The following is a 16,655-nucleotide window of genomic DNA, read 5'->3' on the forward strand; positions in this document are numbered from 1 at the left end:
CCGTCAGCGGCAACGATTCCCTCGTAGGACTTGCCGTTGAGTTCGACGTCGACCTTGTCACCCGCCTCCAGCTTGGAGGTCGTACCCGTGATGGTCAGCGCCTGCTCATGCTCGCTGGCATTGACGATATCATCACCCGCAATGGTATCGATGGTGATCTTCGGCAGGTTCTCAGCACTGGCCACCACGCTGAAGTCACGCTGATCGGTGCCGGTGTTGCCCGCAGCATCGGTCACGGTGGCGGTCACGGTGTAATCACCATCGGCCAGCGCAGCAACGTCCGCAGCCGCTACATCCACTGACCAGCCGCCATCTGCAGCAACAGTTGCCTCGTAGGAGTTACCATTCAGCTCGACATTGACCTTGTCACCGGCCTCCAGATTAGTGGTGGTACCGGAGACAGTCAGTGCTTGCTCATGCTCAGTGGCGTTGACGATGTCGTCACCGGCGATGGTGTCGATGGAGACCGTCGGCAGATTGGCAGCATCAGCGACCACGCTGAAGTCACGCTGATCGGTGCCGGTGTTGCCCACAGCATCGGTCACGGTGGCGGTCACGGTGTGATCACCATCGGCCAGTGCAGTGACGTCCTGTGCGCCAACATACAGCTCCCAACTGCCATCGGCTTTCACTGTGGTGGTGTAGTCCTCACCATTCAGCGTCACCGTGACTACTTCGCCACCAGTCAGCCCCGTGGTGGTACCACTCACGCCCAATGCCTGCTCATGCTCGGCGGCATTGACAATGTCATCACCCGCAATGGTGTCGATGGCGATTGTCGGCAGCTTGTCGGTACCGGCAACCACGCTGAAGTCACGCTGATCGGTACCTTGGTTGCCGGTAGCATCGGTCGCGGTGGCAGTCACGGTGTAGTCGCCATCGGCCAGCGCGGCAACATCGGCAGCAGCGACATTTACTGACCAGCTGCCATCAGCAGCAACGTCAACCGCGTAGGACTTGCCATTCAGCTCGACTTCAACCTTGTCACCAGCAACCAGCTTGGTGGTCTCACCAGTGATGGTCATTGCCTGACCATGCTCGGTGGCGTTGACGATGTCATCACCCGCGATGGTGTCGATGGATACTGTCGGCAGGCTGTTAGCACCGGTTGCCACACTGAAGTCACGCTGATCAGTGCCCTGGTTGCCCGCGGCATCGGTCACGGTGGCGATCACGGTGTAGTTGCCATCGGCCAGTGCGGCAACATCCGCAGCAGCGACATTTACTAACCAAGTACCATCAGCGGCAACGATTCCCTCGTAGGACTTGCCGTTGAGTTCGACGTCGACCTTGTCACCAGCGACCAGCTTGGTAGTCGCACCAGTGATGGTCATTGCCTGGCCATGCTCGGCAGCATTGATGATATCGTCGCCAGCGATGGTATCGATGGATACCGTCGGCAGGCTGTCGCTACCGGCCACCACAGTGAAGTCATGCTCGGCATTGCCTTCGTTACCTGCGGCATCTTTCACTGAAGCTGTAACGGTATAATCACCGTCACTCAGAGCCACGACATCCTTGACCCCTACGTTCAGCTCCCAGGTGCCTTCTTCTGTCACCGCAGTCGTATAGGTCTTGCCGTTCACTACCACTGAGACGACTTCGCCACCCACCAGGCCTCCCGCTGTTCCGCCGATCTCCAGCGCCTTGCCATGTTCAATGGCATTGACAATGTCATCTTCGGCGATGGTGTTGATCGTCAGGGTCGGAGGGACGGTATCCAGAATCACGTCGCGAGTCGCGCTACCTGCGCTGTTATCGGTAGTGATAGATGCTGTCACCTCAACAGTGCCGTCGGCGATGCTGCTCCAGGCGCTGGCTGGCACATCGGCAGACCAGCTGCTGTCCTCAGCCACCCTGGCGTAGTACTTGCTACCACCGATATCCAGAATTACGACATCGCCCGCGTCCGCCCCCTTGGCCATACCTGTGATGGTCATGTCCGCGGCTGCCTCGGCAGCATTGACACTGTCATCGCCCGCAATCATGTCGATATCGACATCGATCACTTTCACGGTAGAGTCGACGATGACGGCATGGCTTTCTTCAGCACGGTTTCCGACCGCGTTCTCGACACTCGCCGAGATAATGTGCAAGCCATCTGCCAGATCACCAATCTCGGAACTGTAGATACCGAGGTACCAGCTTCCGTCTGCCTCGACGAAGGTGGTGAAGACCCTGTCATTGAACCCAATGGTAACCACATCACCTTCGTTCTGGCCGGTCGTGGTTCCGCTGATTTCCAGCGGCAATCCCAGCTCGAGCCTGTTGATGATGTCATCACCCGCCACCGGTGTATTGATCGTCAGAGTCGGTGTGAAGGTATCTACATTGAAGGTATGGCTGCCTGTTCCTGTGTTCCCCGCATCCGTCGTCACCGATGCGTTCAGGGTGTTTTCGCCATCAGCCAGAGCTTCTACGTCACTGGCGCGCACCACCACGGACCAGTTGCCTGCTGCATTCACTACAGTGGTATAGCTCTCGCCATTGAGTTCGACAGTGATGACTTCACCACCGTCGAGCCCCGTGGTCGAACCGGTTACCTCGAGTGCCTGGCCATGTTCAACAGCATTGACGATGTTGTCTTCGGCAAGCTCATTGATGGTCACCGTAGGAATCACGGTATCCAGTTCAATGTCAGTCTCAGCTTGGCCGATGTTACCTTCGGCGTTGGTCACTGTTGCCGTAACATGGATCTCACCATCCGCCAGGCGCTCCCAGAGGGAAGTTGGCAGTTCGACACTCCAGTTACCGTTTTCATCGATCTGACCAGTAAATTGGCGGTCCAGCAATTCCAGGACGACTGTTCCACCATTCGGTGCGTTGGTGGCTGAGCCAGTTACCATCAGGGGTGACGTGATTTCTGTCGCATTGAGCAGACCATCAATCCCAATCGGGTCAATGTCGACCTGTACACTACCGAAGATGACGAAGATGCTGTGGCTATCTTCAACAGCCTCGCCGGATGCTGTCTCGGCAGAGGCTGTGATCGTCACGACTCCCGCTGACAACTGTTCTGTGACTTCGGGCAGCAACACCACGCTCCAGCTACCATCAGCCTGCACCCCAGCCGGATACTCGGAGCCGCCGACATCGACGGTAACGATATCTCCCTCTGCCAATCCGGTGGAAGTACCGGTGATGGTCAGAGACTGGCCATATTCAGCTGCACTGATGACGTCATCATCAGACAAGGGAGAGGTGATCGTGACAGAGGGTTCATCGGCAGTGTCGTCTGCGGTAGGGGCGGACGCTTCAGGCTCCTCCAGGGTTACTGCCGTACCACGGGCGATTACGGTGTTTTCCTGTGAGAGAGGTGCAACAGATGAAACCAGCCCGACGGTTTCTCCGGGTGCAGGAGCTTCAGGCTGATTGTCGAAGATCACATGGGAGCTTCCCTGATCTGCCTCGCCCACGACGAGCTCACCCAGGTTGCCTACAGAGTCCTGTGTAAAGAACTGTGACACCTGAATGACACGGCCATCATTGTGGATGAGCAAGTCGTCACCCGTGCGCTCATAACGCATGGCATCGCTGATAGGTTCTTGAAGAAACACCACGCTGGGCTCAGCAAGTTCGACAACTGCCGTGTCACTTGCCGAGAAAACCTGCCGGCGGTCCTGATTAGCGATAGTAATAAGCGTAATCATCGTTTCCATGAACGACCTCTTGATATAGGTGTTAATACTCTCCGCGACTTAATGCATTCAGTCGGAAAATATCGATGCCAAAGCCCTTTGGCATAATTACCGGGAGTCTTGACTCATCCTGAATCGAGCAATGTTTGCGTAATGAGACAACGCTCTTGATTCCTCAGTGAAGAGTCTGCCTTTGCATACAAGGTCAACGAGGCCCACTCTTTCATCAGCCAACCTGGACAGGCATGCCGTGCGGACTTCGTAAGAAGTCTCCCAGTAAGCAGCAACCGGAATAAGTCGGACATTTCTTACATCAAGAGTCCGACTTCCCAATGCCCCTTTAAAAAGAAGCCATATAAAAAAGCCGGTCTTCACTACATCAGTGATAGCAACAAAAAACCCAGTAAAATCCTGAAGGCTGCTGCATGAATAAATGGTCTATAGGAATATATGAAACACCGCATATGACGATGATGCCTCATCCATCACTGGTGCCCAGACCCATCAACCTGCGTTACCGCCCTTTAGAGAAACTCCTGAAAAGTGAGCAAGAGCCCACAAGAAAGAGTTTGGAGACAAGTACCGCAACCGACATTAGGCTGCAGAGAAGATCACGGAAAATGATCAGACAAGGCGAAATTCGCGGACAGACAGCAAGAGGCGAACGATACGGAGGTTGGCAAAGCGAGCGCAGCGGGAGTACGCCCGTCAAGAAGCGCAGTTTATGGAAGTTGAGGTAGATTGATTCGTCTGCCACAAAGGACAGGTCTACAGGCTGTAGCTCTGCATGTCATGAAAGCGCGGTGTCCGCAAGCGCGATACTGTCGCTCTCTTCTAGACACATCATGAGTTGCACTGGTTCTAGATAACACCATCTGAACAGAGCGCACTACTCATCGTCATCGAGCAACCTGGCACGGCGCTCGTCACGCTCTTTCTGCAGGCGCTTGCTACGATAGCGGCGAACAATGGCAACGCCGAGAGCCACACTGATCATGATGGCCAAGGTCACACCTTGCCATGGGCGAGGAGATTCCAGAGTCGTACCCAATACAAAAATCAGAATGAAACCGATAGCCTGGCTGGCGATGGCCAAGATACGCAGGGAGTCAAAAGCAGGTTGGTGCGCCATGCTGTTTCCACGTCAGATCTGTGTTGGACGGCACCCGAGACATCGAGCGACAGGATGGGCTAGTGTACCCCCAAGCGTTTCTCTTTACCTGCGTGACTGTCTGGCCGGTATCACTAGTTTCAACCAGCCCTTTCAGAACGACTTTCGATATCCGCCTTCAGGAGTCAGATTTTCATGGATGCATTCGCCATCGGCCCCTTGTTGATCAGTGTTCCACGCCTCTATGCCATTGTGGTCACTCTGGTGTTGCTGGGCGCCAGCGCCTTTCTTCTTGGGTTACCGCGCAAGCGGCATGGACGTTGGTTCAATGGCCTGTTGCTCAGTTGGCTTGTTGGCGCTCGCCTGGGATACGTGCTGACACATTGGAGTGCCTATCAGGATGCCCCTCTGGATATCGTCAAGCTATGGCTGCCAGGCTACAGCGCTGTCTGGGGACTGGTCGTGGGGCTGCTGTGGAGCCTGTGGTATCTACGTGACCGCATCGCCCCTCTGCTCGGCGCATTGGGCCTGACCATAGTGGCATCACTCGCATGGTTGGCCCTCGTCACCTGGGGGCCACTGGGATCGGCCCCCATGCCTCGAGAAGTGCCGGCACTTACGTTGGAGGATATCGATGGCCATTCGGTAGAACTGAGCACGCTTTCCGGAAAGCCCTTGATCATCAACCTTTGGGCAACCTGGTGCCCTCCCTGTCGTCGGGAAATGCCGCTACTGGAGAAGGCTGCCAAGCGAGATGACGTTACCGTGGTCGTTGCCAACCAGGGGGAAGACCTGCTCAGCGTGACACGTTACCTCGATGCAGCTGAACTGGATTTTCGCTATGCCCTGCTCGACCCCAGCCAGCACCTGCTCACCGCTTCCGAATCTCCTGGCTTGCCGACGACGCTACTGTTCGACGTCGATGGCAAGCTGGTCGAGCGCCATATCGGCGAGTTGACACAGCCACTGCTGGATGGCTGGCTACAACGTTGAAGCCCTGCTAATGATGAGTACATCAACATGCATAAAACCATATAAAACCATAAGGGCGTCGAGGTACCTTCCCGGTATCTCGACGAGACACTGCTGAAAGACACATCAGACATACTTAAGCCGCAGAGAACTTTGCTGTAAGATACCGCGCCCTGTTGCCAGCGGGCCTCCTCCCCGCCATCACGAACCTAATCCGAGGCATCATGAGCGAATTCTCTCCCGGCCAGCGCTGGATCAGCGACGGCGAGGCCGAACTCGGCCTGGGCACCATTCTCAGCTGCGATGCTCGCAGCGTGACCGTGCTCTTTGGCGCCAGCCAGGAAACCCGTACCTACAGTACCCGCCAGGCCCCTCTCACACGGGTGGCCTTCGGCAGCGGTGACCGTATTCAGTCAGCCGAAGGCTGGCAGATGATTGTCGATGACACCAAGGAAATCGGCGGCCTGGTGGTCTATATCGGCGAGAAGGACAATGGCGAACTATGCGAGCTGAGCGAAGCTCAACTCTCCGACAGCATGCAGTTTGACCAGGCCAGGGACCGACTGCTCACCGGTCAGGTGGATCGTAACGACTGGTTCGACCTGCGCTTCCGCACACTGCACCACTATCACAGAGTGGAACAGAACCCAGCATTGGGCCTGGCTGGCGCCCGCATCGACCTGATTCCGCATCAGCTGTTCATTGCCGAAGAGATCACTCGGCGTCAGGCTCCACGGGTATTGCTGGCGGATGAAGTCGGCCTGGGCAAGACCATAGAAGCCGGGCTGATTCTCCACCGCCTGCTGCTGACCGGGCGCGTGGAACGAGCACTGATCCTGGTCCCTGCAAGTTTGACCCATCAGTGGTTGGTAGAACTACTGAGGCGCTTTTCCCTGTCGGTTACCCTGCTAGATGAGCAGCAGAGCCTGGCCCATGGCGATACCAATCCCTTCGAGACAGGTCAATTGATCCTGGCCAGCCAGGACTGGCTATTCGCCAATCCCCGTCGCCAACGCCAGGCCGAGGCATGCCAGTGGGATCTATTGATTGTCGACGAAGCGCACCACCTGGAATGGAGCGAGGAGCAGACCGGCCCCGGATACGCCTGTGTCGAAACGCTGGCAGCAGCAACTGATGGCCTGCTCCTGCTGACCGCCACACCGGAGCAGATGGGCTTGGCCAGTCACTTTGCGCGCCTGCGCCTGCTTGATCCTGAGCGTTATTCCAGCCTGGAGGAGTTCCGCACAGAAGAGCAGGGCTATGTCGCCGTGGCAGAGGCCATTGATGCCCTGCTGGATGCCAGTGACTCGGCACCCCTGAATGCTGCCGCCCGGGACACCATTGGCGCTGTCGCCGATGATACTGATAGCCAGGCCCTGCTTCAGGCGTTGTCGGCGCCGGAATACAGTGAGGCCCAACGTGCCAGTGCACGTTCACAGTTGCGCGACCAGTTGCTCGATCGCCATGGCACAGGCCGAGTCATGTTCCGCAACAGCCGGCGGCATGTGGGAGGATTCCCCGAACGCCGCCTGCATGTCGAGCACCTGGAGTTGCCATCTTCCTACCGCCGCGTGCTGCGTCGCCTGGCTCGGGACGAGGATTATCTGGACGAGCTACTGATCGAGACAGGCCTCGACCACCCGGAAGTCATGATCTATCTCGATAGCATGTACCGAGCTCTGCCTGACGACCCCCTCAATACCGAACCTTGGTGGCAATTCGACCCACGTGTCACCTGGCTGCTCGAACGCCTCACGCATCTCGCCGATGAGAAAGTTCTGGTGATTGCCCATGAGCGAGAAACGGCGCTAGGTCTGGCCGAAGGTTTACGGGTCCTTGGCGGTATCCAGGCTCCGGTATTCCATGAGGAGATGTCTCTCATCGAGCGTGACCGTGCTGCGGCCGCCTTTGCCGATGAGGAAGACGGTTGTCAGGTGCTGGTATGTTCGGAAATCGGGTCTGAGGGCCGCAACTTCCAGTTCTGCCATCACCTGGTGATGTTCGATCTGCCATTGCATCCGGATCAACTCGAACAACGTATCGGTCGCCTCGACCGGATTGGCCAGCAGCATCCTATTGACATCAGTGTGCCGGTATTTTCCGACAGCCCAGGGGAAAAGCTGCTGCGTTGGTACCAGCAAGGTATGGATGCCTTTGCCGCGCCTCATGGCCTGGGCAACGACATGTACGATGCCTTTGCCGACGACCTGGCCGAAAGCCTGCTCGACGACGAGTCGCTGGATGAGGTAGTCCAGGAGACTCGAGCATTGTTCGAGACCAAGCTGGCCGAGCGCGATGCCGGCCGTAACCGGCTACTCGAGCTCAATGCCTGCCATCCAGATCGCGCAGAAGCGGTAGCGACAGCGATTCGTGAGCTGGATGAGGACCGTGCCCTGCCACGCTACCTGGAGCAGGCGCTGGATATCTTCGGCGTGGATAGCCGCGACCTGGGTGGAGATATGGTCCACCTGATCCCCGGTCCCCAGATGCTCGACGGTCTTCCCGGTCTGGTGAAGGGGGAAGACGGTTTTACCGCGACCACGTCACGTGCCCGAGCCCTGGCACGCGACGACGTTCAGCGCCTGTCCTGGGAGCACCCTCTGCTGCGTGAAATGATGGCACGCATTCTGGATGGCAGCATGGGCAATACCGCCCTTGCGCTGCTCAAGCACCCGGCGATTCCCGCAGGAAGGCTGATGACTGAGCTGGTTTTCCGCACCCACTGCCCTGCACCAAAGCGGCTGCACCTCAATCGCTTTCTGCCACCTACTGCGGTACGCGTGCTGCTTGATGAGTCCGGTGCCAACCTGACTGACAAGGTGTCCTTCACCGGCCTGTCAAAAAACCTGCGCAAGGTAAAGAAAGCAGTTGCCAGAGACCTGATCAAGAGTCGCCATGATCAATTGCGAGACCTGCTCGACAAGGCTGAAACCGAAGCACAGTGTGAGCTGCCGAGCATCATCGAGGCCGCCCAGAGCCGCATGCGTTCTGCCCTGGATGCGGAGCTGACCCGGCTCGAAGCACTTGCGCAGCGCAACCCCTCGGTGCGTGCCGACGAAATCGAGGCGCTGCGTCATGAACGTCATGCATTGGACGCTGCCATCGAAGGCACTCGGCTACGCCTGGACTCAATACGGGTGATCGTCACCATCGGCGACGACAAGTAATCTCAGCGCCATACCTCCATCACCTCCGTGCTTTCCATGGCGGAGGTGGTGGCGGGACAGACTCAAAGTCTCTCTCCATTACCCTCTCGCCATACCTCACCATGTTCATCTGCACGCTTGCACGTTATATGATGGCCCTCGCTGCCTTCTTTCCCACTTTGCTTTACATCATTTCGGTCTTACAGGAACTCTATGTCACTCACACTGATGTGGTTTCGTAGCGACTTGCGAGTGCATGACAACACCGCCCTGCATATGGCAGCACGCCGTGGCCCCGTCGTTGCCGTGTTTCTTCGCAGTATGGAACAGTGGCAACAGCACGGTCATGGCGCCAACAAGATCACCTTCTGGCTGCAAGGAGCCAATGCTCTGGGAAAGGCCTTGGCCGAGTACAACATTCCGCTTCTTCACCGCCATGTGCCAACCTTCGATGCCGCACCTGGCGCCTTGTTGGCACTGGCTGAAATGCTTGGCGCCACATCGCTCTATTTCAACCGCGAATACCCATGGAATGAGTGGCAGCGCGACCAGGCTGTCATCAACTCCTTCCGTCACGCAGGCCTTGATGTGCAGTCCTTCAGAGACACCATTGCCTTCGAGCCGGGCGAGCTGACCACAGGAAAGGGAGACTTTTATTCTGTCTTCACACCGTTCTCCCGAGCCTGGCATCGTAGTATTGAAGCATCTCGCCTCAACATGTTCGATGCGCCAGCATGTCAATCACTTGCCAGCATATCGGCCGACCCTGAACCTGAATTACCGGCCTTGAGCACTCATTCCGTTGCCACACAACAGTGGGTCTCGGGTGAGCAGGAAGCCTCTAACCATCTTCACCACTTCCTGAGCCAGCAGGTACATCGCTATGCCAGGGATAGAGATTTTCCCGGTATGTCTGGCACCAGTCTGCTTTCCCCCTATCTCAGCCTCGGCATGATCTCGTATCGCCAGTGCATGCAGGCAGCAATGGCGATGAATGAAGGCCTGCTTACGGAAGGAAACCCCGGACTTGCCACCTGGGTCAAAGAGCTTATATGGCGCGAGTTCTACCAGCATGTCGCCTTTGGATTCCCGCGCGTCTGCAAGGGCCGTGCCTTCCAGCCACATACCGAGATGCTGGCCTGGCGCAATGATCCAGAAGACTTTGCCGCATGGTGTGAAGGGCGCACAGGTTACCCCATCATCGACGCTGCCATGCGCCAACTGCGAGAGACGGGATGGATGCACAACCGCCTGCGCATGATCACCGCCATGTTCTTGACCAAGCACCTGCTGACAGACTGGCGCAAAGGCGAAGCCTTTTTCCTGCACCATCTCGTCGATGGCGACTTCGCTGCCAATAATGGCGGCTGGCAATGGGCAGCATCCACGGGTACCGATGCCGCGCCATATTTCCGCATTTTCAACCCAACGACCCAGTCCAAGCGTTTCGATCCTGATGGCCAGTTCATTGGCCATTGGCTGCCTCAGCTTCGTGAACTACCGGCAAAACAGCGGCATGCTCCTGATCCCGCTCTTCTCTCGAGAGCCGAATACCCATTCCCGATTGTCGATCATCGAGCAGCTAGGCTACGCGCACTCGAGGCTTTCAAAGCCCTTTCCTAGCGCCAGACACATTCCAGACAGAAGTTCTTGGGGCAATTTCTCAGAACAGCTTTCGCCACGACAAGACGAAGACTGCCTTGCACCGTCATGGCCCGCTGAGGCGCCATCACCGGCCCATAATGTCATCAAGTGCTTCGTCCAGCGTCGGATAGCGAAATGCAAATCCTGCCTCCAGAAAACGCTTGGGCACCATACGCGCCCCGGTCAGCAACAGGCATGACATTTCACCAAGGGCCATCTGCAGCACCACTTCGGGTACCGGCAACAAGGTTGGGCGATGCAGGTGGCTGCCCAATGCACGGGTAAATTGAGCATTGGTGACAGGATTCGGTGCACTGGCGTTGAATGCTCCTGACAGATCCTCCCGATTCAGCAGCATAACTATCATTTCGACCAGATCCTGTCGGTGGATCCACGGCATGTAGTGCTCTCCGCGGCCCATGCGCCCTCCCAGCCCCAGGCGGAAGGCAGGCAACATGCGTTTCAGCATGCCACCATCCTTGTCCAGCACCAGCCCTGTACGCAGAATGGCCAGACGCACGCCATGGGCCGTGACGCTCTGGGCAGCTTCCTCCCAGTGCCGGCACAGGCGATGAGCGAATTCATCGTGGGGTGGTGTCTCTTCATCGACCTCCGGTGCATCGCTACCTTCTGCCTGTGCACCATAGAATCCCATGGCTGAGCCTGATACCAGCACTGTCGGTGCCTGGGCGGTATGTTCCAGCTGCTCGCATAGCATCACCAGCTCACGGGTGGCATTGAGGCGGGAATCACACAGCACTTCCTTGTGCTGGACACTCCAGCGTTTAGCGGCTATCGGCTCTCCTGCAAGATTGACCAGGGCAGCGGGGGGACGAGTGACAAAATCCAGCGCACTGGTGCGGATATCCACTCCCTTGGGCAGACGTTTCCGAGCGGCTTCGGGTTTTCTGGATACCACCTGTATACTATGGCCACAGGCCTTCAAGTGGCGGCAAAGACTCTGGCCAACAAAGCCACTGCCCCCGGTTATCAGAACCCTCATGGAAATCTCCTTGTCCACTGTCTCGGCTAGCGTCCCACCTGCACTGCGTGGGTTTTGGAAATCGTCTTTCCCTTAGCCTAGTCCTGGTGGTCTGTCGTTGAAGCGAATGACCGCATTCCTTTGTTACCATGAAGCGAACGGCCTGTCCGATCCAGACAGACTGACACCTCAGGAATGCCGCCATGTCCTACGCCCTGATTCTGCTCGCCCATGGTTCCAGCGATCCTCATTGGCGCGCCCCTTTCGAACGCTTCCGCGAAGCACTGGCTCCTCGGTTGAACACCCCGATCCGATTGGCCTATATGGAGATCAGCGAGCCCTCCCTGGAGAGCACCGTTGCCGAGTTGGTTGAGTCACAGGTCTCGCGCATCGAAGTACTGCCACTATTCTTCGCTGCAGGCCGACATCTGCGTCATGATGTCCCCGCCCAGATTGCCGCCCTGCACACCGTTCACCCTGGGGTAGAAGTCACTTTGCTGGCTCCAGTCGGTGAGCACCCCGCCTTCATCGAGGCTCTCTCCTGTGCAGTAGCGGACCAGGTGGGAGAAAACCTGGCATGAGCGACCCAGCATTATCCGCCGAGTTGCCGCTCTATCCCATTCGCGAAGTATCGCGCCTCACAGGCGTCAATGCGGTCACCCTGCGAGCCTGGGAGCGACGATATGGCTTGATTGAGCCTCGCCGTACCCCCAAGGGGCATCGTCTCTACGCGCGCGAGGATATCGTGCGTATCGAACGTATTCTGAAATGGCTCAACCGTGGCGTTCCTGTCAGTCAGGTCAGAGCGCTACTGGAACAGCCAGAGCCTGCCGATTCCGCCCACTCCTCCTTGGGCAACTGGGCCAGCCAGCGCAAACAACTGCTGGCAGCGGTGGAAGCCCTGGATATGAATCAACTGGAACGCCTTTACCAGCAAGGGCTAGCGCTCTATCCGGTAACTACGGCTATCAGCGAACTATGGCAGCCAGTGGTCCAGGACCTGGAAGAGTCCTGGGGTCACCAGCCGGGAGCAGCATTGCAACGTCGCTGCCTGGAATCCTTCCTGCGTACTCGTATTGGTATCCGCCTGTTCCATGCCAACCAGGATACTGCGGGTCCTGCACTGTTGATCGATACGCTGCCCGGCGATGATGGTCCACTCTGGTCCCTGATCATAGCCCTTGCAGCGAGTGATCGTGGGTATCGAGTACAACTCATGGATGCACCGTTGTCCCTCAGCGAGCTTCCTCTGGCAGTGGAACGGTTGGACAGTGACGCAGTCTTACTTTGTAGCGGCAAGGCAGAACGTCCTGATATGATTCGTCGCCAGTTGCCACGTCTGGCCGATCAATTACCTATTCCGCTGGCCTTGTGCGGTCCTGTTGCACGTATTCGCAGCGGTGATTTGTCCGATAGCACAGTGGCTGTGCTGGGCGATGATATTCCCCTTGCACTGGATCGCCTGCGTCCTCTGGTCAAGGTATCTTGAATGCCAGTATAGATCTCTTGAACGACCGTGACGTGCATTCATCCTGTGTGGACAGTAGACTAGACAGGCCGCGCTGCGGCAGGTTGCCGTGCGCGGCGTACATCACTTCGACTTTCGGAACGACCCTGTGACCAAGCAACACTCCTTTGATCGCGATGAACTGCTGGCTTGCAGCCGCGGTGAGCTGTTCGGCCCGGGCAATGCCCAGCTGCCGGCCCCCAACATGCTGATGCTCGACCGCATCACGCGTATCCACGAAGAAGGTGGAGAGTACGGCAAGGGTGAACTGATCGCCGAACTCGACATCTGCCCTGACCTCTGGTTCTTCGATTGCCATTTCCCGGGCGATCCTGTCATGCCTGGCTGCCTGGGCCTCGATGCCATGTGGCAACTGGTAGGGTTCTATCTTGGCTGGCTCGGCCATCCCGGCAGGGGCCGCGCCCTCGGCTGTGGCGAGGTCAAGTTCAGTGGCCAGATTCTGCCTGAAGCCAAGAAAGTCACCTATCGTATCAATATCAAGCGCGTCATCAGCCGCCGCCTGATTCTGGGCATCGCGGACGGTACTCTCTCCGTTGATGGCCGCGACATCTATCAGGCCAACGATTTGCGAGTCGGCCTGTTCACCTCCACCGCGAATTTCTGATCAGGAGGCTTCCATGCGACGAGTGGTAGTCACCGGCCTGGGCATTGTGTCCTGCCTGGGCAACGACCAGCAGCAAGTCCTCGAGGCTCTCAAGAACGGCCGCTCCGGCATTCGTTTCAAGGAAGAGTACGCTGAACGAGGTTTCCGCAGTCATGTGGCGGGCTCCGTGGATATCGATCTGGATGCCCTGGTCGACCGCAAGTTGCGTCGCTTCATGGGTGATGCAGCAGCTTACGCCTACGTTGCCATGGCTCAGGCCATTGAAGACTCCGGCCTGTCGCCGGAGCAGGTATCCAACGAGCGTACTGGACTGATCGCCGGCTCCGGCGGTGCATCCAGTGCCAACCAGGTCGAAGCCGCCGATGTGATGCGTGAAAAAGGTCTGCGCCGCGTAGGCCCCTACCGTGTCACGAGGACCATGGGCAGCACGGTTTCCGCCTGTCTGGCCACCCCGTTCCAGATCAAGGGCGTCAACTACTCCATCTCTTCTGCGTGCGCGACTTCAGCTCACTGCATCGGCAACGCCATGGAGCAGATCCAACTAGGCAAGCAGGACATTGTGTTCGCCGGTGGTGGCGAGGAAGAGCACTGGACACTGTCCTGTCTGTTCGATGCCATGGGCGCGCTGTCCACCAGCTACAACGATGCCCCAGCAACCGCATCTCGCCCCTATGACACCAGCCGCGACGGCTTTGTCATCGCTGGCGGTGGCGGCATGCTGGTGCTTGAGGAGCTGGAGCATGCCCGAGCCCGTGGCGCGAAGATCTATGCTGAGGTCGTGGGCTATGGTGCGACTTCCGACGGCAAGGACATGGTAGCCCCGTCCGGCGAAGGTGCCGTGCGCTGCATGCGTCAGGCACTGTCGACCGTCGATGGCGGTATCGACTACGTCAACACTCATGGCACTTCCACTCCCGTCGGTGATGTGGCTGAACTCAAGGCCATTCGCGAAGTGTTCGGCGATACCACTCCCGCGATGAGCTCCACCAAGTCCTTGACCGGACACTCGCTGGGAGCCACTGGGGTGCAGGAAGCGATCTACTCCTTGCTGATGATGAAGAACAACTTCATCGCGGCATCTGCCAACATCAAGGAGCTTGACGAGCAGGCTGCTGGTTTCGATATCGTCATCGAGACCCGCGAAGGTGTGCAACTGGACCGGGTGCTGTCCAACAGCTTCGGCTTCGGCGGAACCAACGCCTGCCTGGTGATGCAACGTTACGAGGGCTGATAGCCCTCAAGCGTTGCCCCACCGCAATGAAAACGGCGCCCCGCTCTTTTGCAGGGGCGCCGTTTTCATTTTCCAGCCCGGACTGGCATCCATGTCACGGATTCGGGATCAGGACGCCACTCTTGTCCTGGAATGAGGCTCCATGGGGGGACGCGGCACACGCGAGACCTCGCTCAAGCGGGCCTCTATCCAGGCTTCAGTCTCGACCAGAACATCCTCCGGGCTGCGCCCCTCGGTCACAATAGGCTCGCCCACTACCAGGCTGATGGTGCCTGGTTTCTTGATCCAGTGGCGTCCTGGCCAGCATTCTCCAGCATTATGGGCAACAGGCACGACTGGCAAGCCCGCACGACAGGCAATCACCGTCCCACTCTTGTTGTAACGCCGCCGCTGGCCGGGATCGACACGGGTCCCCTCAGGAAAGATCAACACCGACAGCCCTTCCTGGAGTCGCTGCCCCCCTTGGACCAACACCTGCTTCATGGCCCGAGCCGGTTTGGAACGATCAAGCGCAATAGGGTGAAGCAGACGCAACCCCCAGCCAAACAGGGGGATATTCAGTAGTTCCTTTTTCAGCACCGTACAGACAGGTGGCTTGATCAGCTGCAGATAGACCGTCTCCCATTCGCACTGGTGGTTGGACAGGATAACCACAGGTCCGGCGGGCAGGTTCTCTCGCCCGCTAATCTCGTAACGCACCCCGCAGGCGATGCGAAACCAGGCGATGATGAAATGGTTGTAGAGATTGAGCAGGCGGTAGCGCGAACGCAAGGGCAAGAAAGGAGCTGGCGGCAGGAACAATACGCCACAGACCAGCATCGCGAGAAAGTAACCGATATAAAAAATGATGCTGCGTATCAGATTCATGCAGGGCTTTTTCCTTCGTCCGTAGGCTCATCCGTTGAGATGTCGTCTTCCTGGGCACGGCACCATAGGTCCAGCATCCGCCCAACCTCCAGACGCCAGGGTTTCTGGTGCACACCAAACACGTCCAGCACCCGACGGCAGTTCAACACTCGACGCAGCGGCTGATCGTGATGATGGCTGAGCGCCTTGACCTCTCCTAGCGCAATGTCCTGTCCTCTACCTTCCAGACAGGTGCTCAGTTGGGTTCGCACATTGGAAACGAAGGTATAAGCACTGACTGGCTCTACTCCAGCCAGATGATAACTCCCCCAGGCATCAGCACCATTGGCCTGCTGATGCAACATGCCAATCAGTGCCATCGCCACGGAGTCTGCTGACGTCGGGCACAGAATCACATCGGCCTCAGCGCGCACCATGCCGCCCGCCACCAGGGTATCTACCAGCTCGCTCAGCCAGGCATGACTGCCCTCAAGTGCGAATAACGGTCCGAGGCGAACAATCAGATGATGTGGCAACTCTGCCCGAATCCGGTCACCGACCTCAACTAACCGACGCAACCCCTCATCGCGGGGCGCAGGCACGACATGCTCATCTATGGGCGATACATGACCATCCTCATATAGCTGGTCTGACACGCACCACACCAATGGCACCCCAGCCTCTCCACAGGCTTCCATGCAAGCGGTAACGGCATCGGCATGTTCCCCGACAGCGGCGGGCGGCACACTGAAGGGACGCGACAACGGTGGAATGATCAGCGCATCAGGCTCCAGCTCTTCCAGCGTCTCACGGGTCACTCGATTGGAAGGCTGAATGACCAACTGTGTATCACTACGCCGGCTGCTGGCACGCACCAGCGCCAGTGACAAGCAATGACCGGCATCTAGAATCAGCAGCTTCACGACGACTCCTCGTCCTGAGGGGAGAGACCC

The 16,655-nt window shown here is 57.8% G+C and carries 12 protein-coding genes; 7 read left to right on the forward strand and 5 right to left on the reverse strand.

The window, feature by feature from the left end:
• Together Q1K07_RS09130 and Q1K07_RS09135 are read right to left on the reverse strand one after the other, a co-directional pair.
• On the reverse strand, nucleotides 1-3,659 hold a 3,659-nt coding region (locus tag Q1K07_RS09130), incomplete at its 3' end, for an Ig-like domain-containing protein (protein WP_300310036.1).
• An 868-nt stretch (nucleotides 3,660-4,527) separates the two neighbouring features.
• Entirely contained in the window at nucleotides 4,528-4,770 is a 243-nt protein-coding gene (locus Q1K07_RS09135; protein ID WP_300310038.1) for a hypothetical protein, read from the reverse strand.
• A 174-nt stretch (nucleotides 4,771-4,944) separates the two neighbouring features.
• Here Q1K07_RS09135 and Q1K07_RS09140 point away from each other — a divergent pair, with 174 nt between their 5' ends.
• The 3 genes from Q1K07_RS09140 to phrB all read left to right on the forward strand — a co-directional run bounded on the left by Q1K07_RS09140 (nucleotide 4,945) and on the right by phrB (nucleotide 10,490).
• Nucleotides 4,945-5,742 carry a TlpA disulfide reductase family protein gene (locus tag Q1K07_RS09140; RefSeq protein WP_300310041.1) on the forward strand — a complete coding sequence of 266 codons (798 nt, stop codon included), beginning with the start codon at nucleotides 4,945-4,947 and terminating at the stop codon, nucleotides 5,740-5,742.
• A gap of 203 nt (nucleotides 5,743-5,945) precedes the next feature.
• Nucleotides 5,946-8,888 (forward strand): RNA polymerase-associated protein RapA, encoded by a 2,943-nt coding sequence (gene rapA, locus Q1K07_RS09145; RefSeq protein ID WP_300310043.1) that lies wholly within the window; start codon nucleotides 5,946-5,948, stop codon nucleotides 8,886-8,888.
• 192 nt (nucleotides 8,889-9,080) lie between these two features.
• Nucleotides 9,081-10,490, forward strand: a complete 1,410-nt coding sequence (phrB, locus tag Q1K07_RS09150) for a deoxyribodipyrimidine photo-lyase (protein WP_300310047.1) — start codon at nucleotides 9,081-9,083, stop codon at nucleotides 10,488-10,490.
• A 106-nt stretch (nucleotides 10,491-10,596) separates the two neighbouring features.
• Here the strand turns inward: phrB and Q1K07_RS09155 are convergent, their stop codons facing one another.
• Nucleotides 10,597-11,514, reverse strand: a complete 918-nt coding sequence (locus Q1K07_RS09155) for a TIGR01777 family oxidoreductase (protein WP_300310049.1) — start codon at nucleotides 11,512-11,514, stop codon at nucleotides 10,597-10,599.
• Nucleotides 11,515-11,696: 182 nt separating this feature from the next.
• Here Q1K07_RS09155 and Q1K07_RS09160 point away from each other — a divergent pair, with 182 nt between their 5' ends.
• The 4 genes from Q1K07_RS09160 to fabB all read left to right on the forward strand — a co-directional run bounded on the left by Q1K07_RS09160 (nucleotide 11,697) and on the right by fabB (nucleotide 14,856).
• Nucleotides 11,697-12,074, forward strand: coding sequence for a sirohydrochlorin chelatase (locus tag Q1K07_RS09160; protein ID WP_300310051.1), 378 nt, complete (start codon nucleotides 11,697-11,699; stop codon nucleotides 12,072-12,074).
• Complete coding sequence (locus Q1K07_RS09165; RefSeq protein ID WP_300310053.1) at nucleotides 12,071-12,982, forward strand: MerR family transcriptional regulator; 912 nt, start codon at nucleotides 12,071-12,073, stop codon at nucleotides 12,980-12,982. Before Q1K07_RS09160 ends, Q1K07_RS09165 begins: the two co-directional genes overlap by 4 nt.
• A gap of 127 nt (nucleotides 12,983-13,109) precedes the next feature.
• Nucleotides 13,110-13,625: a 3-hydroxyacyl-[acyl-carrier-protein] dehydratase FabA gene (gene fabA / locus Q1K07_RS09170; protein ID WP_300310055.1), complete on the forward strand. Its 516-nt coding sequence runs from the start codon at nucleotides 13,110-13,112 to the stop codon at nucleotides 13,623-13,625.
• Nucleotides 13,626-13,638: 13 nt separating this feature from the next.
• The gene (fabB, locus tag Q1K07_RS09175) at nucleotides 13,639-14,856 is read left to right on the forward strand and encodes a beta-ketoacyl-ACP synthase I (protein WP_300310057.1); all 1,218 of its coding nucleotides are present in this window, start codon (nucleotides 13,639-13,641) and stop codon (nucleotides 14,854-14,856) included.
• 108 nt (nucleotides 14,857-14,964) lie between these two features.
• On the opposite strand, the gene Q1K07_RS09180 is transcribed toward fabB, so the two are convergent.
• The gene (locus Q1K07_RS09180; RefSeq protein ID WP_300310059.1) at nucleotides 14,965-15,723 is read right to left on the reverse strand and encodes a 1-acyl-sn-glycerol-3-phosphate acyltransferase; all 759 of its coding nucleotides are present in this window, start codon (nucleotides 15,721-15,723) and stop codon (nucleotides 14,965-14,967) included.
• Entirely contained in the window at nucleotides 15,720-16,625 is a 906-nt protein-coding gene (locus tag Q1K07_RS09185) for a sugar nucleotide-binding protein (RefSeq protein ID WP_300310061.1), read from the reverse strand. The genes Q1K07_RS09180 and Q1K07_RS09185 overlap by 4 nt, the downstream gene beginning before the upstream one ends.
• Between the last annotated feature and the right edge of the window lie 30 nt (nucleotides 16,626-16,655).

Origin of the sequence: Halomonas sp., from assembly GCF_029263665.1 — a bacterium.
Lineage (GTDB): Bacteria > Pseudomonadota > Gammaproteobacteria > Pseudomonadales > Halomonadaceae > Halomonas.

What these genes read in the sequence shown, in the direction of transcription:
- Q1K07_RS09140 (WP_300310041.1), top strand. Translation starts at nt 4,945, where the DNA reads ATGGATGCATTCGCCATCGGCCCCTTGTTGATCAGTGTTCCACGCCTC.
- Q1K07_RS09180 (WP_300310059.1), bottom strand. Translation starts at nt 15,723, where the DNA reads ATGAATCTGATACGCAGCATCATTTTTTATATCGGTTACTTTCTCGCG.
- Q1K07_RS09135 (WP_300310038.1), bottom strand. Translation starts at nt 4,770, where the DNA reads ATGGCGCACCAACCTGCTTTTGACTCCCTGCGTATCTTGGCCATCGCC.
- Q1K07_RS09165 (WP_300310053.1), top strand. Translation starts at nt 12,071, where the DNA reads ATGAGCGACCCAGCATTATCCGCCGAGTTGCCGCTCTATCCCATTCGC.
- Q1K07_RS09160 (WP_300310051.1), top strand. Translation starts at nt 11,697, where the DNA reads ATGTCCTACGCCCTGATTCTGCTCGCCCATGGTTCCAGCGATCCTCAT.
- Q1K07_RS09155 (WP_300310049.1), bottom strand. Translation starts at nt 11,514, where the DNA reads ATGAGGGTTCTGATAACCGGGGGCAGTGGCTTTGTTGGCCAGAGTCTT.
- fabB (WP_300310057.1), top strand. Translation starts at nt 13,639, where the DNA reads ATGCGACGAGTGGTAGTCACCGGCCTGGGCATTGTGTCCTGCCTGGGC.
- rapA (WP_300310043.1), top strand. Translation starts at nt 5,946, where the DNA reads ATGAGCGAATTCTCTCCCGGCCAGCGCTGGATCAGCGACGGCGAGGCC.
- phrB (WP_300310047.1), top strand. Translation starts at nt 9,081, where the DNA reads ATGTCACTCACACTGATGTGGTTTCGTAGCGACTTGCGAGTGCATGAC.